This window comes from Sphingobium sp. B2 (assembly GCF_007693735.1).
GTDB lineage: Bacteria > Pseudomonadota > Alphaproteobacteria > Sphingomonadales > Sphingomonadaceae > Sphingobium > Sphingobium xenophagum.
In genome coordinates this window covers 997,810-1,016,331 of the sequence record NZ_VDBZ01000001.1, presented here as the reverse complement: position 1 = coordinate 1,016,331, position 18,522 = coordinate 997,810, and the positions used below count along the sequence as shown (strand labels likewise).

General features: G+C 67.5%; 23 protein-coding genes and 1 pseudogene. 2 read left to right on the top strand and 22 right to left on the bottom strand.

Annotated elements, in window-relative coordinates; all coding sequences use genetic code 11:
- Positions 1 to 7 precede the first annotated feature (7 nt).
- The 11 genes from FE851_RS05055 to FE851_RS05005 form a co-directional block, all read right to left on the bottom strand.
- Positions 8 to 541: a superoxide dismutase family protein gene (locus FE851_RS05055; RefSeq protein WP_145200423.1), complete on the bottom strand. Its 534-nt coding sequence runs from the start codon at positions 539 to 541 to the stop codon at positions 8 to 10.
- A 384-nt stretch (positions 542 to 925) separates the two neighbouring features.
- A complete protein-coding gene (locus FE851_RS05050) occupies positions 926 to 2,011 on the bottom strand; it encodes an OmpA family protein (RefSeq protein WP_145200419.1) in 1,086 nt (361 codons plus the stop codon).
- Positions 2,012 to 2,212: 201 nt separating this feature from the next.
- Positions 2,213 to 2,710: a DUF2793 domain-containing protein gene (locus FE851_RS05045; RefSeq protein ID WP_017184499.1), complete on the bottom strand. Its 498-nt coding sequence runs from the start codon at positions 2,708 to 2,710 to the stop codon at positions 2,213 to 2,215.
- A 32-nt stretch (positions 2,711 to 2,742) separates the two neighbouring features.
- Complete coding sequence (locus FE851_RS05040) at positions 2,743 to 4,932, bottom strand: phage tail protein (protein WP_145200416.1); 2,190 nt, start codon at positions 4,930 to 4,932, stop codon at positions 2,743 to 2,745.
- 46 nt (positions 4,933 to 4,978) lie between these two features.
- A complete protein-coding gene (locus tag FE851_RS05035) occupies positions 4,979 to 5,344 on the bottom strand; it encodes an NlpC/P60 family protein (protein WP_145200413.1) in 366 nt (121 codons plus the stop codon).
- Complete coding sequence (locus FE851_RS05030; protein ID WP_145204132.1) at positions 5,341 to 6,162, bottom strand: DUF2163 domain-containing protein; 822 nt, start codon at positions 6,160 to 6,162, stop codon at positions 5,341 to 5,343. The genes FE851_RS05035 and FE851_RS05030 overlap by 4 nt, the downstream gene beginning before the upstream one ends.
- Entirely contained in the window at positions 6,159 to 8,507 is a 2,349-nt protein-coding gene (locus FE851_RS05025) for a DUF2460 domain-containing protein (protein ID WP_145200410.1), read from the bottom strand. Before FE851_RS05025 ends, FE851_RS05030 begins: the two co-directional genes overlap by 4 nt.
- A complete protein-coding gene (locus tag FE851_RS05020; RefSeq protein ID WP_145200407.1) occupies positions 8,507 to 9,061 on the bottom strand; it encodes a tail tape measure protein in 555 nt (184 codons plus the stop codon). The genes FE851_RS05025 and FE851_RS05020 overlap by 1 nt, the downstream gene beginning before the upstream one ends.
- 252 nt (positions 9,062 to 9,313) lie before the next feature.
- Positions 9,314 to 9,511, bottom strand: coding sequence for a phage tail assembly chaperone (locus FE851_RS05015; protein WP_019052630.1), 198 nt, complete (start codon positions 9,509 to 9,511; stop codon positions 9,314 to 9,316).
- Positions 9,508 to 9,831, bottom strand: coding sequence for a gene transfer agent family protein (locus FE851_RS05010; RefSeq protein WP_019052631.1), 324 nt, complete (start codon positions 9,829 to 9,831; stop codon positions 9,508 to 9,510). The genes FE851_RS05015 and FE851_RS05010 overlap by 4 nt, the downstream gene beginning before the upstream one ends.
- Positions 9,828 to 10,235, bottom strand: a complete 408-nt coding sequence (locus FE851_RS05005; protein ID WP_017184507.1) for a phage major tail protein, TP901-1 family — start codon at positions 10,233 to 10,235, stop codon at positions 9,828 to 9,830. Before FE851_RS05005 ends, FE851_RS05010 begins: the two co-directional genes overlap by 4 nt.
- 54 nt (positions 10,236 to 10,289) lie before the next feature.
- Here FE851_RS05005 and FE851_RS05000 point away from each other — a divergent pair, with 54 nt between their 5' ends.
- Complete coding sequence (locus tag FE851_RS05000; RefSeq protein WP_017184508.1) at positions 10,290 to 10,619, top strand: hypothetical protein; 330 nt, start codon at positions 10,290 to 10,292, stop codon at positions 10,617 to 10,619.
- A 101-nt stretch (positions 10,620 to 10,720) separates the two neighbouring features.
- Here FE851_RS05000 and FE851_RS26010 read toward each other — a convergent pair whose 3' ends face one another.
- From FE851_RS26010 to FE851_RS04950, 11 genes and pseudogenes are all read right to left on the bottom strand, one after another.
- Positions 10,721 to 10,864, bottom strand: a complete 144-nt coding sequence (locus FE851_RS26010) for a hypothetical protein (RefSeq protein ID WP_186378756.1) — start codon at positions 10,862 to 10,864, stop codon at positions 10,721 to 10,723.
- A gap of 22 nt (positions 10,865 to 10,886) precedes the next feature.
- Positions 10,887 to 11,252, bottom strand: a complete 366-nt coding sequence (locus FE851_RS04995) for a DUF3168 domain-containing protein (protein ID WP_145200404.1) — start codon at positions 11,250 to 11,252, stop codon at positions 10,887 to 10,889.
- A complete protein-coding gene (locus tag FE851_RS04990; protein WP_145200401.1) occupies positions 11,249 to 11,440 on the bottom strand; it encodes a hypothetical protein in 192 nt (63 codons plus the stop codon). The genes FE851_RS04995 and FE851_RS04990 overlap by 4 nt, the downstream gene beginning before the upstream one ends.
- A pseudogene (locus tag FE851_RS04985) lies at positions 11,437 to 11,980 on the bottom strand (hypothetical protein). Before FE851_RS04985 ends, FE851_RS04990 begins: the two are co-directional and overlap by 4 nt.
- Positions 11,974 to 12,252, bottom strand: coding sequence for a hypothetical protein (locus FE851_RS04980; protein WP_145200398.1), 279 nt, complete (start codon positions 12,250 to 12,252; stop codon positions 11,974 to 11,976). The pseudogene FE851_RS04985 and the gene FE851_RS04980 overlap by 7 nt, the downstream one beginning before the upstream one ends.
- Before the next feature lie 146 nt (positions 12,253 to 12,398).
- Positions 12,399 to 13,517 carry a phage major capsid protein gene (locus tag FE851_RS04975; RefSeq protein WP_145200395.1) on the bottom strand — a complete coding sequence of 373 codons (1,119 nt, stop codon included), beginning with the start codon at positions 13,515 to 13,517 and terminating at the stop codon, positions 12,399 to 12,401.
- A 114-nt stretch (positions 13,518 to 13,631) separates the two neighbouring features.
- Positions 13,632 to 14,069 (bottom strand): HK97 family phage prohead protease, encoded by a 438-nt coding sequence (locus FE851_RS04970; protein ID WP_145200392.1) that lies wholly within the window; start codon positions 14,067 to 14,069, stop codon positions 13,632 to 13,634.
- 167 nt (positions 14,070 to 14,236) lie between these two features.
- Positions 14,237 to 14,557: a DUF6127 family protein gene (locus FE851_RS04965; RefSeq protein WP_017184515.1), complete on the bottom strand. Its 321-nt coding sequence runs from the start codon at positions 14,555 to 14,557 to the stop codon at positions 14,237 to 14,239.
- 61 nt (positions 14,558 to 14,618) lie between these two features.
- The gene (locus tag FE851_RS04960) at positions 14,619 to 15,740 is read right to left on the bottom strand and encodes a phage portal protein (RefSeq protein ID WP_145200389.1); all 1,122 of its coding nucleotides are present in this window, start codon (positions 15,738 to 15,740) and stop codon (positions 14,619 to 14,621) included.
- Between the two features lie 302 nt (positions 15,741 to 16,042).
- Positions 16,043 to 16,381 carry a hypothetical protein gene (locus FE851_RS04955; protein ID WP_017184517.1) on the bottom strand — a complete coding sequence of 113 codons (339 nt, stop codon included), beginning with the start codon at positions 16,379 to 16,381 and terminating at the stop codon, positions 16,043 to 16,045.
- 62 nt (positions 16,382 to 16,443) lie between these two features.
- A complete protein-coding gene (locus FE851_RS04950) occupies positions 16,444 to 17,709 on the bottom strand; it encodes a DNA-packaging protein (protein ID WP_261370973.1) in 1,266 nt (421 codons plus the stop codon).
- Between the two features lie 215 nt (positions 17,710 to 17,924).
- Between FE851_RS04950 and FE851_RS04945 the strand changes: the two genes are divergently transcribed.
- Positions 17,925 to 18,467 carry a hypothetical protein gene (locus FE851_RS04945; protein WP_026002651.1) on the top strand — a complete coding sequence of 181 codons (543 nt, stop codon included), beginning with the start codon at positions 17,925 to 17,927 and terminating at the stop codon, positions 18,465 to 18,467.
- Positions 18,468 to 18,522: the final 55 nt, after the last annotated feature.

Sequence of the window (18,522 nt, the reverse complement as noted above, 5' to 3'; positions counted from 1 at the left end):
CCGATCATTAGCTCGCCTTCAGGACACCGCAGGCGACCCGTCCGCCGGCATTGCCAGCCGGGTCGCTGACATTGTCGTCGGCCTTTGCATGGATCACCACGGCCGCGCCATCGGCATCCAGCAACGGCATCGCCCCGCTGCTGATCGTCCCGTCGGCTATGACATATTCAATCGCGCCAGTCCCGTCCGTCCCGACCGTCATGTTGGGCATGTCGCCCATATGCTTGCCCGCCGGATTATCCATGCCATGTTGCCGCCCGGTCGGGTTCCAGTGGCCCCCGGCACTGGTGAAATCCGGTGCCGTGCAGGCGCCAGTCGTATGCACATGGACAGCGTGGATACCCGGCGTCAGCCCCTGCGCCTTGACCAGCACATGCAGCCCGTCCGCCGCCTCGGTAACGCTGGCGGTCCCGCGCGCCGATCCATCTGCTGCCATTAACTTAGTGCCAGCCATCGGCGCTGCCGCGGGTGTCGCGGTCGTTGCGCAAGCTGAAAAGGCGACGGTCAGCGGCAGGGCGAACAGGATAGGGGCAAATTTCATGATACACTCCCGGAGATGGCGAATATGAAAGCGAACGCTGAAGCCTCGCTTTTGTTGCCGATCATGACGGGGCTGTCACTGTGATTTCGCCCGAAAGGTTCCAGAAGCCCTGATTTAGCCTCCCCCGGCCCGTCACAAAGACGGTCATGGCTCCGCACCACACAGTAGGCCAAGACCCTTGGCCCTGCCGGGATCAGGGAAATCCATGCCTGCCGACTATCTGCCCGGTACCGGCTTAGTCAGGCACACAGGGCTTGGTCCATGGCGCAAACGCCAATCGCCCGACCCCGCGCTGCTGACGTCACCCGGCGCGTAACGAAAAAGGGGCCGGTCTTTCGACCAGCCCCTTCAACGGCTTTCCATCCTTGCGGACGGAAAAGTCTCTTACATGCCCGAACCCGGACCGTAGGTGATTTCCACGCGACGGTTCTGCAGTTCGCGAACACCGTCGGCGGTTTCGACGCGGGGGTTCGATTCACCGAACGCCTGGGTCGTCATGACGCCGTCGGGGATGCCCTTCGAAGCCATGTAAGCCTTGACGGCGTCAGCGCGACGCTGCGACAGGCCGACGTTGTAAGAAGCCGAACCCGACTTGTCCGCATAACCCGCCAGCATGACCTGGGCGCTGCCGCAGTTGCTGTAGGCCGAAACCGCGTTGTCCAGAATGGTGGCGGCGTCAGGCGTGACGTCTGACTTGTCCCATTCGAAGAACACGATGTACGGTCCGGGGCTGCACTCTGCCACGGGCGGCGGAGGCGGCGGCGGCGGAGGCGGCGGGGGAGGCGGCGGCGGGGGCGGCGGAGGCGGCGGCGGCGGCGGAGCAGCCGGTTCGCCGAAGTTGTAGGTCAGACCCAGCAACAGGCTGTGCGTACGCAGCTTGGTGTCGGCGGTCGAACCTGCAACGCCGTAAGGGGTGGTGTAAGCCGGGATCAGCTTGAGATCGTCCTGATTGAAGAAACGATACTTCAGCGAAACGTCGACATTGTTGGTCACCGGATAGCGAACGCCGGCGATTGCCTGCCAGGCAAAGCCCGTGTCGCTGTCGTTGACGATGTCCGAAGCAACCTTGCCACGCGAAACGCCGACGCCGCCGCCGACAAAGCCCTGCAGGCCATCGTCGGGACCGAAGTCGAGCAAGCCGTTCAGCATGAACGACAGGGCCGAAGCCGCGCCGCCAAAACCGCCACCGGTCTTGTCGAGATCAATCTTTGCGCGCTTGTAAGCGGCTTCGGCTTCCAGACGGAAACCGCCGAAATCATAGCCGATGTTGGCGTCGAAATCATAACCCTTATGATAATCGATCGAAGGGACCGGACGGCCACCGGCAGGCACTGCCGAGAAAGTCATGTCCTGGTCTTCGACCAGCAGCACACCGGCGTCAACGCCGACATACCAGCTGTCGTCACGTGCCATAGCCGGGGTGGCCAAAGCAGTGGTAGCAAGAGCAGCCGCGAGGGCAAGCTTCCGCATCTGAATTCCCCTTTCAAAAGTGTCACGAAGGACTGCTGAAACCCTGTATCGGGAAGAAAGTTTCATGGCAAGTCCACAAATAGTGAAACCGTTGCAAAAATAACGCAGTAGCGCCTGGGAGCGCCAGCTACGAGGCTAATCGCAAGGTTTATCGCTCCAATAGCCAGAGGTCATGACAATAAAAAGTAAATTCTGCCAAACTCAGCTTTCGATCAGCCCATGTGTCCTTAAAGCAACTAGGACAGCGCCCAGTGTAGTGCGCGCCTCAACGTCAATCGTCGCCCCGTCCGTGGGTGCCGCGATCGCGGCCTGCCGCGCGCCGACCACTTTCTGCCCGTCCAGATACAGCCCGTCGCTCCGCAATAATGCGTCGCGCCAAAGGCTGCCATCATGAAAAAGCGCATGCCCCCGGTCCGCGACATCCATCGACAGACCGGCACGGGGCGCGACGAACCGCCAGCCGCCCTCGCTCCAGCAGGCGATGCAGCCCGCCTGCTCCGCCCACGCCCCGGTCGCGCCCGCCGCCACGATCCAGCATTGCCCGATCGTCGGCGTTTCGGGCGGTGTCGCGACATCCGCGCTCTCTACCCTGCCGTGCAGCAGCGCGTCGATCCGCGCCAGCGCTTCATTGTGAAAAACTTCCTTCTGCGCCTGCCCGGCAAACAGCATCGGCATCGCCCATCGCGCCGTCATGTCCATCACGCTTGCTCCCCTATGCTCCAATTTCCACGTCAGGTCGCGATTGCGACCGTCGCTGCCCGCCCGATCGCAAAAGTGCCGACCTGCCGCACCTCCACGCTCAGCGCGCCGTCATGCCCCGCGCCGCTGTCCACAGCGATCATCGCCGCATCATAGGCCCAGCCCGGCGCGATCGTCTCGGCGCTGCGCACCACGGCATCGCCCTTCAGCACCCGCACGGCATAGCGCTCGCTCTCCTCGCCCAGCGGCACGTCGCCCCCGCTGCTCCATCGCCATCCCGCCCGGCTGCGCCGCGTCCAGCCGATCTGCCAGCCGCCGCCGTCCGCCTGCGCCCGCACATGCACGGGCGCAGGCGGCATCAGCGCCTCGCCGGCGATGGCGACACCGGCCACCACAGGCTCCACATCGCCCAGCCCGATCGCCGACAATTGCACCGTCCCGCCAATCTCGCCCGCCACGCCCAGCATCGCCAGCGGATCGACGAGTCGATCTTCCTCGATCAGCAGGAACGGTTCGCCCGCCACATGCGCGTCCATCGCCCATTCGGTCCCGCGCAACCCCCGGCGCAAATCGCTCAGGCGATAGCGCGCTTCGCCGTTCTGCACCGCCGCGCCGAACTGGATCAGTTCGCGCCCCACCAGACACAGGTTGCGCCCCTGCGCCAACCCTTGCTCGTCCGCAGACAACAATGCCATGTCCGCAGCCAGCAATGTCACGTCCAGCGCATTGCGCCCGTCCACCATCGTCACGCTGCCAGGGAACAGAGCATGATCCGCCACGCCCATCACCGCCCGCGGCGCGCTCCGTCCGATCGGCACCGCCTCGCCCGTTCCGCTTATCGCAAACAGCGCCGCGCTGCGCCACCCCGGCCCGCCACTGGCCGCCGCGATCACCAGCGGCGCATCGGCCACGCCCTCGGTCAGTCGCGGCAGGTCGGCCAGCATCAGGCTCGTGACGCCATGGGGCGCATCCACCTGCCGCACGATCGCGCCGGACGAAGCACCGCCCGGCATCACCCCGCCAGCCCCCGGCACCCGCCGCAGCGACAGCCGCACCGCCATCGCCTCCCATTCCCGCTCCTCGATCCGCCATAGCCCCGGCGCATCGCTCACCCGCACCACCTCGCCTGGTTCCAGCCCCAGCGCGGCCCAGCCACAGCGCAGCACCATCGTCGCCCGCCCGGTCCAGCCGCTTGCCAGCCGCGCCCCCGCCAGTTCCCGCGCCGCATCCGCCGCCAGCACCGCGGGCAGCTCGATCCCGCGCTCGGCCCGCCCCGGCCCCGGCCGCGTCACGCGCTGCACCCCTGCCTGATAATCGCGCGCCGCATCATAATGGCGCAGCGACAATGCCACCGGCACAGCGTCGGCCGCCCCGCCGGCATGTTCCACCGCGTCGATGCTCCGTCCATTGACCCGCGCCGCCAGCGCCGCCGCGCCGATCTCGCCCGCGCTTTCGCCTGCCGCCGTCAGCCGCAACCCCTGCAATGCCAGCCCATGCGACTCGACCAGCGGCGTGATAGCCTCGCGCACGTCCGCCCCGCTCGCGGCATAGCCCTCGACACTGGCCAGCCCGGCCCCGCCAATCCGCCCGTCACTCACCGCCGCCGCGATCGCCTCGATCGCCACGGCTTGCGCATCCGCTACCACCTCGAACGTCAGCGACGGGATACGATTGCCATAATCCTCCAGCGCCAGATCCTCGAACACCACATAGGCCATGCCCCGATGGGCCGGGGTCACCGCCACGCCTTGCGCCGCGGCGATCAGCGGATCGACCGCCTGATCCGCCCCACCGTCATGCACCCGGAAAGCCGACAGCGCGCTCTTGAAATCCCCCGCCGCCCCGCGCAGCAAATTGCCATCGGCCCATATCCGCCCGATCGACCCGATCGCCCGCGCTGACAAGGCGACCGCAAAGCTTGCCGAATAGCTGTAGCTGGTCACGCTCGGCCGCCCCTTGCCGCCGCCGCTCTTGCTCTTCGTTTCACGCAGATCGGTCGCCCAGATCACCGTTCCCGCCACCCGCATCGTGCCGAACAGCCGCGGCACCTGTGTCCCGTAACTCGACGTCTGCACCTGCAATTCATTCAGGCGCGGCCCTTCCCGACCCTTGGGCTTGAACAGCACCGCATGGTCGATCGCATTGCCGATCAGCGCGCCGATAGCCCCGCCGATCGGCCCGCCAATCACCGTGCCCACCGCGCTCAGCACCACTGTCGCCATAAAAATCTCCCAAAAGCACCCTGCTCCCGCGCAGGCGGGCGCACGTTCATATCAAGGCCCACCAACCCATCACCGGCCAGGGCGATGGCCCCGGCATCTCGACCACACGGCGCAACCCGGCATGGGCATGGACAAACCCGCCCGGCACACAGATCATCAGATGCAATTGCAGGGGACCGGGCCGCACCAGCGCAACATCGCCCGGCACACCGCCTGCTACCGGCACCAATCCCGCCGCCCGCAACCAGCCGTCGGCCCGCCCGGCATCGCCGCTGCGCAAACCATAGGCGCAGGGCGCATTCAGCCCCAGCGCCAGAGCGACCAGCCCGACACAGTCCACGCCAGCCGCGCTCCGCCCATGCAGCCGAAACGGCACGCCGACCAGCGCCCGCGCCCGCTCGACCGCGCTCATGCGCCGGGATAGCGGGTCAGCAGATCCATCCCCGGCAGATAGGGTTCGCCCCGGAAATTCACCCCATTGCCAAAGCGCCCGGCGCAGGTCGCCATCTGCCGGTCGCACCCCTCCGTCAGCAACGCCAATGTCCCCGCCACCACCGCAAAGGCCGGCGGGTCGGCCAGAGTCACCCCGTCCGCCTGATTATCCACCACGGCCTGCACCAGCCCGACATTCGCCCCGCCCAGCCAGCGCAATGTCCCGAACGCATAGTCGCCGGGCGTCAGCCCGGTCGCGGCGACCACCGCCCCGTCTACAGCCGACACAGTCACCACCCGCCGCCGCGCCGCCATGTCCACCCGGCACGCCCGGTCGCCCAGGGTCGCGCGACAATCGGGTGATGTCGATGGCGCAACCGCCGCCCCCAGCACCGCCGCCGCGCCGATCAGTTCCGCGCTGAACGCCGCCCCCTTGCGCGCCACCGCGCCAATTTCGCCCCGCGCCAGCGACAGCCACAGGTCGCCCGGCGCTTCTCCCAAAGCCCCCCATTGCGTCAGCCACACTTCCAGCGCCGCGCCATCCCAGCGCCCCGCCATCAGATCCGCCTCGCTGATCGCATCGCTGGAAAGCGCCCCAGCCAGGTCGCTATCCTCGCCCTCCAGCCCGATGCCGCTGCGGATCGCCGATGGCGTCATCCCCGGTGCGGCGCGATAGGTCAGCCCGCCGATCGCCAGATCGCGATCATGGCTCGTCAGCCCAATCGTCACCCCGTCCCGCCGCTCGATCCGCCAGCAAAAGGCCAGCGTGACCAGCGGCTGCTCCAGCGCCCCGATCATGCCCATTCGCGTATCTCCACCAGCGGCACCGACGGCGCTTCCCCGGCGGCAAAGGTCGCGCGGTTGATGTCCAGCCGATCCTCGGCAAAGCGCACCGGCACGTCGAAGCGAAAGCCAGCGGTCAGCAGCACGCCCGCCGCCGGCGCCTCGTCAAAGGCGATGATCCCCATTCCCGCATGGCTCCACCCGCTGGCCAACTCCACGCCATCCGCCGCGACCCGGATCGTCCCCGCCACCGGCCGTGTGATGATCCGCGCCTGCGCATCCTCTCCCGCGCCATAATAGCGCGTCAGCTGGAACGAGGCCTGCACCCCGTCCCCCACGCCCAGCCTCTGGTCGATCGGCCCCGGCGCCTGCCCCGGCGCGCCGCTGCGATCGTCATAGGGATCGCTGAACCGGAACCCCCGCGCCGCGCCACGTCGCGCCCGGAAAAACGCGATCAGCGTCGCTATGTCCGCCTCGGACCGCACCCCCGGTCCCGCGTCGAAGGACAGCCGCGCATCCGCCCAGTCGCTGCTGCGCCGTTCATGCCCCGACGGGCTTTCGACGATCTGCGTCGAAAAGGTCGGCGACAGGCTTGCCTCGCGCCCTATGCCCAGCGGAAAGACAATATCGTCAAAGGCTTGCATCGCACCCTCTCCATTGATCCTGAACGCGGTAAAGCCATCGCGGCACGCCTGGGGCAGCGCCCAGATGAAGGTCGCTGCCGTCCCCCGGTCCACCGACGCCTGCGCCGCCGCCGCAATCGCGCGCCACTGGCCCGCCTGTTCGGGCAACAGCACGAAGCCCGAAAAATAATGCTGCTCCTCGATCGGATAGCCCAGCCGCGCCGTCGCAAGCTGTATGCCCCGCGCCGTCAGCCCCGGCCGCTCCTCCGTCACCCAGTCATAATCTTCCAGTTGCAGCACGTCGAAGGCTGGCGCGGCCCAACCCAGCGGCATGTTCGCCCGCTTGGCCTGCGGCGCGCGCGGGTCCAATATCGTCGGCAGATAGGCCAGCAAATGCGTCACCGCGCCCGGCGCGACCGCCTTCACCGCCGCGCACAAGGCCGCGGTGGACGCCGCCAGCACCGCTCCCGCCTGATCCAGCAAAGCGCATTGCGCCTCGTCCAGCGGCGTCCAGATGCTCGCAATCGACACCGGACTGCCGCCAAAGGCCGCCCGCGCCGCATCGTCATAAATGCATATCCGCCCGTCGCCCGGCACGACCCACCACCATGGCTCACCGACCTGAAACAGGATCGGCAGACCGACTTCCAACCCAATGGAAACAAAGGCACTTGCGACGGCCTGCACATATCCCATCGCCCCGCCATGCGCGGGCGACAGCAATGTCGATGGCGGCACCCAGCCGGTCAGCGCCGGATCGCCATTTTCCGCCCGCTGCTTCCAGTCGTTCCAGCAATGCGCGTCGAACAGTTCATAGGATAGCGACCAGATGACATCGAAGCCCAGCGCCTTCGCCCGGCGCGCAAAATCCCGGTGCCATGCCGCGCAGGGCGCGTTCAGCGCCCCGCCGGTCAGACTGACGTACAGCCCCTCCCCGCTGGAAGGATCGGGCCGTTCGAGCCGGAAATAATGGCTCATGCCCACATAATGGTTGATCGCCCCGCGATAGCCCAGCGCATGGATCGCCGCGACCACCCGTTCGGGCGTCTGGTTGAAACAGTCGTCATAGCCGGTCGCCATCGCCAGCCCATGGTCGGGCACCATGACGTCACCTGTCGCCAGCACGGAACCCGCCCCGTCGCACGCCATGTCGGACAATTCGGCCCAGCCCTCGACCCCGCTGGCAAAGGGCGTGTCCCCCGCATCATAATCGGGCGGCACCAGCGATATGAACATCCGGTCCACATCCCCCGCCCACACCGGATCGGCCTCCTCCGGCAACAGGAACCCGCCGTCCAGCGCCGCGAAATCCAGCGTGACAACCGCGTCTTCCGGCCCACCGTTCGCATAATTCCACAGCCGCACATACCAGGCGCGCGGATTGCCCGCCGCATCCCGCCCCTCGATCGTCAGCGTCGGCCCATGCGTCTCGTCCAGCGTGCGCAGGCCGCCGCTCCGCCACCGGAACCGCAGCACGCATGCCCTGAAATCCCGCGCTGTCTCATAGGCCAGCAGGGGATGGCTCCACCCGTCCACCGCCTCCCAGATCAGCCCCGCCAGATCGCCCGACCCGTAAAAGGTCGCATCCACCCGCAAGGCATCCGCCCCGGTCGTGACCACGCTCGCCATCATCGGGCGCGGAAAATTGACGGTCCAGTGGCTCGGCGCAAAGCGCTTCATCCAGCGCGTCTCCTGCCCCCGCCGCGCATCCGCCAGCCAATAGTCCAGCTTCCCCATCAGCCCAGCACCCCCTTCACCGCCCGCGCCACCTGCCGCGCACTGCGCGCCAGCAGCCGCGCCTCGCTCTCCTGCCCCCGACCATTCACCGCAATGCTCACCCGCACATCGCGCGCGCCGCCGCCATGTGCCACGACTTGCCCGCTGCTCGTCGGTACGAACATTTCAGGCCCGCGCTCGCCGACCATATATGCCCGCCCCGGCGCCACCGGCCCGCCCGTGGCCCGCCCCGGCAATCCCAATGCCGACGTCAGCAGCGACGCCCCCAGATTGACAAGCCCGCCAGCCCCGCCACCAGCGCCACCCATCGCCCCGCGCAACGCGCTGCCCGCAATCTCGTCCAGCACGGACAGGGCGATCCGCCGCAAATCCTCAAAGCCGAACTTGCCCGTCCGCACCGCGCGCAGCAGCCCTTGCTCGATCCGCCGCCCGGCCCGCTCCGCCCCGTCGCCCAGCGGCCCCTCAATCCCCGCCCGCATCGCCTCCACGTCCCGGCTCAACCCCTGCGTATCGGCCCGAACCCGCACCACCAGCGTCTCGATTTCCTCGTCCATCCGGGTCACTCCCTTTCAATTTCCGTTCGCCCTGAGCGAAGTCAAAGGGCCAGCCTGAGCGGAGCGAAGGCACTTCGCCTGCGGCTCAGTGGTCGGCTTCGACTTCGCTCTCCTGAGCTTGTCGAAGGGCCGAACGGCAATGGGTCAATCCGGCATCGCCCCCGCCACCTGAACCCAGTGCTCCCGCGCAGGCGGGAGCCCAGTCCCGCCCTCTCGCCTGTGCTCCCGCGCAGGCGGGAGCACGCCGCCCTGCTAGTCCGGCATCGCCCCCATCAACCGCTTCAGCTCATGCCCATCCACCCCCGCATCGACCGCCTCGTCCCCGCGCGCGGCCGCCAGCACCGCCGCCAGTTCAGCGGGCGTCGCGCGCCAGAATTCATCGGGCCGCCAGCCCAGCAGCCACCCGGCCACCCCGGCCAGCCGCGCCGCCCCTTGCGCAAAGCGCGTCATTTGCCCGCCAATATCTGCTGCAAAATGGCCTTGAGCACCGGCGTCACCTTGGCCAGTCCCACCGCCAGAATCGCCTCGCCCAGCGTATCGCGATCCATCCGGTCGCGATCGACCAGACAATGCCAGAACAATGCCACCAGATCGCCCAGCGACAGCTTGCCGTCCGCCGCCCGCTCCACCAGCGCGAACAGCGGCCCCAGTTCCGCCTCCGCCGCCACCAGCGCCGCAAAACTCGGTCGCAACGCCAGCATGTCGCCGCCAATCGCCAGCGCCGCCTCGCCCCGTTCGGGATTTGGGCGCTCCGCCTTAGCCCCGCTCATTCCGACACCACCGCGCCGGAGCTTTCCAGGCTCAGCGCATAATTGCGCTCGCCATTATAGTCCCCGGCATAGTCGAGCCGCGTCACCAGAAAGCGCCCGCGCATCCGCTCGCCGCTCTCGAAACTCAGTTCATAATCCTCGATCGTGCCGGACAGCGCATGGTTGCGAATTGCCACCTCCGCCGCCGATCCGGTGAACAGCCCCGCCGCCGACACGCTGACCGATCGCACCCCCGCGCCCGACAGCAATTCGCGCCACCCGCCCGAATCCTTGGACGTGATGTTCACCGCCTCGCCATTCACGGACAATTGCGTAGTGCGCATCCCCGCCACCGTGGCATATGTTGCCGGAATGTTGCCATCACCAACCTTCAACAGAAACGCACTTCCCTTTTCGACGCCCATGGCGCATCCTTTCTTCCGATAAAGCGTGCAAAACGCTGGTTAAGGAGAGTCTCAATGATCTTCATCGCACCGCTTATGTTGCTGGTCACAACCGCAGCCGCCGCCCCCGCCGATCCTGTCGGCATGGGTCGCAAGGCCTATTCGCAATGCCTGTCGGCCCAGATTCAGCCGGGCTTGGAAAAGAAGCTGACGCTGGGCGATTTTCAGGCCGACATGAAAAAGACCTGCGCCGCCAAGGAAACCGCCTTCCGCACCGCGATCGTCGCGGCGGACAAGGCTGACGGCATGTCCGAAAAAGCAGCGCAGGCCGACGCCGACGACCAGATTTCGGAATATGTCGACAAGATCACCAGCGAATATGAAGATTATAACGCGCCGGGCTGACGCGCATATTTATCTCTCCCCACCGGGGAGAGATACGAAGGCCCGGCAGCTTGCTGCCCCGGCCGCAGTTGAGAGGGGGCACGACGCTCAGTCCGTAGCGCCTACCCCTCCCAAACCGCCCGCAACCGATAATCCACCACCGCGGACCAGCCTCCGCCCTGCCGCGTCGCCCGCGCAACGCGGGACCGCACCAACCGTGCCGTCACGATCCGCCACCCCTCGCGCACCGCCACGCCCGCCAGCACCGGGTCTGTCTCTTATACACATCTAGATGTGTATAAGAGACAGCTGCCGCGTCGCCCGCGCAACGCGGGACCGCACCAACCGTGCCGTTACGATCCGCCACCCCTCGCGCACCGCCACGCCCGCCAGCACCGGGTCGATCCGCGCGATCATCCCCGCCAGCCGCGCCGGCGTCTCGCCACCGTCGTGCAGGCCGATCGTCAGCCGCAACTCGCGCCCCGCCACATCCTTGCCGCCCCAGTCCGCGCCGATGCACTCGCCCACCACGCCATAGGGCTGGCTGGCCCGCACCGGATCGCCGTCGAACAGACCGTTCAGCCCGTCCATCAACAGCGTGTCCGCCCGCAACGCATCGATCACCGCCGCGCGCACCGCCACTTCCGCGCTCATAATCCGCCCCTCCCCGCTTCCCGCAGCGCCAGATCCCGCCACCAGCGCGCCACCAGGCCGCGCCCGGACGCCCGCACCAGTTCGCCTTCGATGCTGACGTCCAGCCCCGCCTCATCCAGCGCCGCCGCGACCGCCGCCCGTCGCCGCGCCGCCCGATGCGCCACCATCCGCGCCAGCGCCGCCCTCATTGCAACCGCATCCGCCGCCATGGCCGCCACAGCGCGCTCACCACGGCGGGGGGGCGCGGCCCCTTCCGTCCCGCGCGCGGAAAAATGCTCCGCCGCCAGCCGCACGATCCCCTGCCGCAATGCTTCGGGCAGGCCGTTCATCTCGCTCGCCATGCCCGCCGAATAGCGCACCAGCAATCGCCGCCTGTCGCCCGCGCGCGTCGATCGCACCCACCCCTCGCCGGTCGCATCGATGTCGATCGCATAGCCATCGACCGGCAGGGCGACCGCCATGCCATCCGCCTCCACCGCCTCGACACTCTCGATTCCCACCACGGGCCGCGCCGTCAGCCGCTGCCAGCTTCCATCGCCCGCCACCATCTCCTGCGCGCCCCGCACGATCAGCCACTGCCCGACAAATTGCTCGCACAGGGCCGACGCGCTGCGCAGCAACCCGGCCAGCACTCCATCCTCGCCACTCGTCTCGATCCGCAAATAGGCCTTCAGCTCGGCCAGCGACGCCGCCAGCGTCCCGCTCTCATCCTGCGCCAGCATCAGCATTCCTCCACCCGAAATGTCACCGACCGCGCGTCCACCTGCCCGTCGGACAAAGTGACCCGGTTCGTCAGTCGATAGAGCCGCCCGATCAGCCCGCCGCTCACCCGCGCGCTGGTCCGCAAGCCTTCGAACGCGGAAGCCTCCACGCTCAATCCGCCCGCTTCGACCGGCGCCACGCTCCACAGGCTGGCGGCGATGCTCTGCCCCGCCAGATGGGCGGACCAGTCGATCCCATGATCGATGCTGCTGTCGGCATCCTTCAGATACAGGCTCATCGCCGCTTGCTCCCCCCAAACAAAAAAGGGGGAAGGCCAAACGCCTCCCCCCCCAAACCTTCTCCCCTGGGGGGAGAAGGATATGCAGCCTTACCCGCGCAGCGGGTTAGGCGAAGTTGGAAGAGGGGGAACCACCCCCTCGCCCCTCACGAAGCCGCAAACTTCATCAATTTGATCGCCTCGCTATTCGCCACGGCCCCGCCGATCCGCTTGACCGCGTAGAAATGCATGAACGGCTTGTTGCTGAACGGATCGCGCAGGATGCTGGTGTCGCTGCGCTCGGCAATGACATAGCCCGCCTGGAAATTGCCGAACGCGATCGACAGGCTGCCCGCGCTGATGTCCGGCATATCCTCGGCCTCGACCACCGGATAGCCCAGCAGCGTCGCGGGCTGGCCAGCGCTCATCGACGGCTGCCACAAAAATGCGCCATCGCTCGTTTTCATCTTGCGAATGGCGCTCAGCGTCGCGCTGTTCATGACAAAGCTCGCCCCTTGCCGGTAGGGCGCGCGCAGGCTCTGCACCAGGTCGATCAGCCGGTCCTGCGGGTCGGACGCGGCAAAAGCCCCCGCCGCGCCCGACGCGACATATTGCAGCGATCCGAACGCCCGCACACTGTCCGCCTCATTGGTCGTCGTATAGGTCAGGAAGCCCTTGGGCTTGTTCGTGCCATTGCCGGTGATGAAGGCCGCACCCTCCGCCACCGCAAATTCACGGGCAATCTCGCCCGCCAGCCAGCCCTCGACATCGAACTGCGCATCGTCCAGCATCGCCTGGCTCGCCGCCGGATTGGCGAACAGTTCGCCCGATGGCGGCGCGATCTCGTTGAAGCTCGGCGTCCCCGTCTCGCCCCGCGCCCCCGTCTCACTGGCCCAACCCGACACGATCCCGCCCGCACTCACCAGCTTGCGATAGCCCGCCGTCCCGGTCCGCACGACATTGGCGATGCTACGAATGGGCGAAATGCCTTTCAGCGTCGCATCGATCAGCTGATCGATCTCGCGCGGCACCGCATACCCCCCGCTCGCGCCCGAAGCCCCGGAAAAGCTCTTGAGCTCCACCCCCGCTTCCTGCCCCTGCCGCAGATAACGATCGACAAAAGCCGCGCGCGCCGGATCAACCGCCTCGCCCTTCACCCCATCGAGCGCAGGCCGCTGCATCGCCACCCGCATCGCGCTCAAATCCGCTTCCAAAGCCGCAATCCGCTCCCCCTGAAGCACCACATCAAAGCTCCCCTCCAGAGCATCCGTCACGCCGTCCGTCATGTCATTCTCCCGCTAGAAAACACAAAAAAGGGCGGCCCCGGATGGGACCGCCCTTCAAAAAACAAACCTTCTCCCCACGGGGGAGAAGGATACGAAGCCTTGCCAGCTTGCTGGCTAGGCGCAGTTGGATGAGGGGGCGCGCGTTGGCGTAAATCCCTCCACCTTATGCACCCGCGCCCGATCCTGCATCGGATGCGTCACCAGACTCACCTCCACCAGCTCCAGCGCCAGCAATTCGCGCGGTCCCGCCCCGCGTGCCTCCCGCACGCGATACCCAAACGACAGCCCATCCAACGCCCCGGCCTTCAGCCCCGCCGCCGCCTCCCGCCCGGCCGCCGTCCGCGCCGACACCCGGCCGATCACCCGCAACCCGCGCGCATCCTCCTCCAGCCGCTCGATCGCGCCGATCACCTGCCCCGGCCCATGCTGCCACAGCAACGGCACCCCCGCCGCGCGCACGCTACCGAACGCCCCCGCCCGCACCACATCCCCGCCCCGGTCCACCCGGTCGAAAATCGCCGCATAACCGGCAAAGCGCACGTCTTGAGCCATATAATCTCCGTTCGCCCTGAGCCTGTCGAAGCCTGTCCTGAGCGCCTGCCGCAGGCGGGCAGTCGAAGGGGGCTTGCCTGCGCTTGTCGAAGGCTTCTGACCTCGCTCCGCGCGGCCAAGGGCTTCGACTTTGCTCAGCCCGAACGGAACAGGCGCCCCATCGCCACTCACGTTCTAACCAACCCGACCAGCCCGGTCTTGACCGCAATCCCCAGCAGCACCAGCGCCAGCGCGATCCGCACCAGCCAGCCGATCACCGCCCCGCGCGCCGCCTTCTTCGCGTCGCGCCAGGCGCGCAGCAGTTCGCGCAGTTCGCGCACATCGCCCTCCGCCCGCCGGTCCGCCAGCCCCAGTCGCTCCAGCGCCCGCCCCGCGCCCAGCTCGCTCGCCTCCTCCACCAGCGCCCGGATCATCACCATGTCCATCGCCCCCGGCCCGCCTTCCGCCTGCGCCACCAACCGCGCCAGCATCTCGCCATCCTGTTTCATCGCGCCCTCCAATCCCCGCGCCCCCTTGGCGCAGTTGGGAGCGGGGGAACCCCAGCCCCCCTCACAACCCCAACAGCCCCTTCTTCTCCTCCGCCGACAGGAAATCCGCCCCCGCGACCCGCTCCCACAGTGCCGCCCGCTCGTCGCTCAGCGCCGCGATGCCATCCAGGTCCGGCTCGATCCGCAGCCCCGGCCACCAGCCGCTCAGCCCCTGCCCCAACCCCGCGCCGATCTTGTTCACCAGCGGCAATATCGTCTGCCGCCACAGCGCCTTGTTCGCCTCGCGATAATTGGCGTAACTATTGTCGCCGGGCAGCCCCATCAGCATCGGCGGCACGCCAAAGGCCAGCGCAATCTCCCGCGCCGCCGCCGCCTTCAGCCCCACAAAGTCCATCTCCGCCGGCGTCAGGCTCAGCGCCTTCCAACTCAGCCCACCCTCCAGCAGCATGGGCCGCCCGGCATTGGCCGCGCCCGCAAAGGCGATCTCCATCTCGCGCTTCACCCGCTCATACTGGTCGGGCGCCATGACCGATCCGTCCCCCGGATCATAAACCATCGCGCCGCTGGGCCGCGCCGCATTGTCCAGCAGCGCCTTGTTCCACACCGTCGCGCTATTATGGATCGCCACTGCCCCCGCCGCCGCGCCGACACAGCCCAATCCATAATGATCGTCCAGCGGATGCAGGCTTTTGAGATGCAGCACCGTGGTCCGCCCCGCGCCATCTTCGGGCGACAGGCGCGTCACGCTCTCCCCGACGCGATAGAGATAGGCCGCGGGCCACCCCCGCGCATCGGCCTCCACCGACACCCGCTCAGGGCGCAGCGCGAACAGCTCGGCGGGCATCCCGTCCGCCCCGCCGATCACCTGCACATAGGCATTGCCATGCAACAACAGGTGGCAGGCCAGCGTCTCCACCAGCCCTTGCCCCGCCGACGCCCGTGCCACCAGCGCCAGCACCCGCGCCCCATGCTCCACGCCAGAGGCTTTCAGCGCAGTCGCCCCCGCCCCTTCCGACACCAGCCGCATCGCCCGCTGCGCCACCGGATTGCCGATCACGCCGCCACGCACCTGCGCCTCATAGCTGGCGGGCCACTCGCCCAGCGCCACCGCACCCGTCCCCCAGGCGCGCGCCAGCACCGGCCGCGCATCCGCCTGCACGGCCTTCATCCCAAAGAATTTCATGCTTGCCTCCCGCACAACAAAAAACCCTCACCCCGACGGGGAGAGGGCCAAAGCGATTTCCAATCAGATAGAATTCCGATGACTCGGAAATCGCGCTAAACCTGAAGCGAAGGCTGGCAGCAAAGCCGCCTGCCGAGGCCGCGAGAGGGAGAACGCCCCACCCTCAAGTCAAACCAGAATGGCTTTCGTTTGCTCCCCAACCTCCGTTCGGTTCGAGCGAAGTCGAGAAACCGCACGCTGCCGTTTCTCGCCCGAACCCGAAACGGACGGGCCGCAGTTGAACTGCCCTACCAAATGAAGGGTCAAGGATTGCGCCGCAACACCCGGTCGCAGGTCGAGTTCGTCCCCTCGCTCTTGCCGATCACCCGGCCCGCCAGCGCCCCGGCGCCCGCGCCCAGCAGCGTCTCGCCCAGGCCACCACCGGCGACCAGCCCGACGCCAGCACCGCCAGCCGCGCCGATCACGGTGCCCTTGTCGCGCCCCTTCTTCCCCTGGATCAGGCAATAGCGCACATCGTCGCGATCACGCGGTGCCGCCCTCGCCACCCGCGCCCTTTCCTTCGCGCTCAGCGTCACCGCCATCACCGGGGTAGCCACCAGCGTCGCCCCGACCAGCGCGCCGAGCATCGTCACCATCTTCATCACCAAATCTCCACTTCAAATCCGATGCTCCCGAAACGACCGACGGCACCGCGGGGTTCCCCTCACAACCCCCGCACCCGCGCCTCGCCCCGCCGCCCCAGCATCAGTTCGGTCAGCGCCCATACCAGCGCGTCGGCGCGATCGGGCGATCGTCCCGGCCCCACATAGCCGCCCCCGGCCAGCAAGCCGCACATCTCATCCTCCAGCCGCGCGAACGCCCCGCGATGCGCCACCCGCCCGGCTTCGTACAGGGCCGCCACGGGTTCGGCCCGCGCCACTTTGCCGCGCGAGGCATGGACCAGCTTCACCGGCAGCATGGCGTCCGCCGCGCGCAGCACGCTTTCCACCATCGCCCCGCCATTATTCGCTTCGGCCACCACCTTGTCAGCGCCATGCACCAGCGCAGCCGCAGCCACCGCGCGCGCCCATTGTTCGGGTGAGCAGCCCTCGACGCTCGCATCGGCAATCACATAGGCGCGCCCGTCACCGCCCACGCCCGCCACTACGATCCCGCACGCATCGCCATGGGCGGACGCAGGCGGATCGACCGCCACCACCACCCGATGCAGCGCCGTCCCATCAGGCCCGCCCGGCACATGCGCCACCCGGCATCGTTCGATCAGGTCGCGCGACCAGAGCGCACCCTCCACCTCCTCGATCAGCTCGCCGTCCAGTTCCTGCCGCCCCAGCCGCGTGCCGCCATAGCTGCGCTCCATCGCCTCGACGAAGCCCTCGGCCAGGTTCGCGCGATTGTCCGCCGTCCGGCCCCGCGTGACGATGACATCCCGGTCCGCCACCAGCCGCCGCACCAGCGCCACCGGGCGCGGCGTCGTCGTCGCCATGACGCGCGGGCTTTTCCCCAGCCGCATCGCCATCATCAGATTATCCCAGGCACCCAGTGCAAAGGGCCATTTGGCGATCTCGTCGGCCCAGCCATGGCTGAACTGCGGCCCGCGCAGGCTTTCCGGTTCCGCCGCGCCGAACAGGGTCGCCACCGCGCCATTGGGCCATGTCAGCTTGCGCAGCGCCGGGGCAAAGACCGGGCGGCACCACCAGGGCGCGACCGCCAGCAATCCGGACGCCCCTTCCACCATCACCCGCCGCGCCTCGCCCAGCGTCGCGCCGACCAGCGCGATCCGCGCGCCGGGTTGGGCCTCCGCAATGCCCCGCACCCATTCGGCCCCGGCCCGCGTCTTGCCAAAACCGCGCCCGGCCATCATCAGCCAGATACGCCAATCGCCCCCCGGCGCCTTCTGCCCCGGCCGCGCCAGCCAGTCCCATTCACGGCTTATGCGTTCGCGGCCAGCCTCCTTCAGCTGCCGCAACATCCTCGCCTGCGTCTGCTCTTGCTGGTCCAGCCATTCGTCATGCGAAGTCTCCATCGCCCTCCCCTTGCCGGGGCGGCGACAGGCGCGCCCCTATTTGCGCGGCGCCATCCCGCCGAACGTCACGATGCTCTCGCCGGGGCGTGCCCGGAAGAAACTCCATATCGGATCATATTTAACCGATTTGATCGCCCGGAGGCATTTTCGAACAGACGAAAATGCGTCAGAATCCTTCACTTCACCAGCAGAACAGCAATGAAGAGGTACAACTGATGGTTGACCGGATAGGAGAGATTGAACGCCACATGATCCTGCTTGGGATCAGCAAAAAGGCCATAGCAGACCTTTCAACCATGATTCGTGCGCACGCGACTGTCGCACCGGACGCTGACCCTGCCATCCACCCGCAGGTCTTGACTGCCGAAATAGGGCAAATTGCCCGCACTTTTCATAAATCCTCGCTGCGTCGTGGGGAAGCGTTGCATTATCCCATATCGGACCCTGGCTGGAACATGCTGCTCGCTCTTGTCACGGATGCGACGGAATATCGCACGTCATGCGTCACATCCTTATGTTACGCCAGCGGCTCACCGATGACGACGGCACTGCGTCACCTCAGCAGGCTTGAACGGGACGGCAAAATTCAGCGGCGCGAAGACCGGCACGATTCTCGCAAATGCGTCATAGAAGCTACGCCGGAGACGCTGGAAATCATGAGAGACCTCATCGTCAGCTTCTGCGTCGAACCGCCCCTTCATTAAGCCGCTCGCCGACCAAACACGCACACACATGGACTTTTCTTACAGGGGCGGCGAC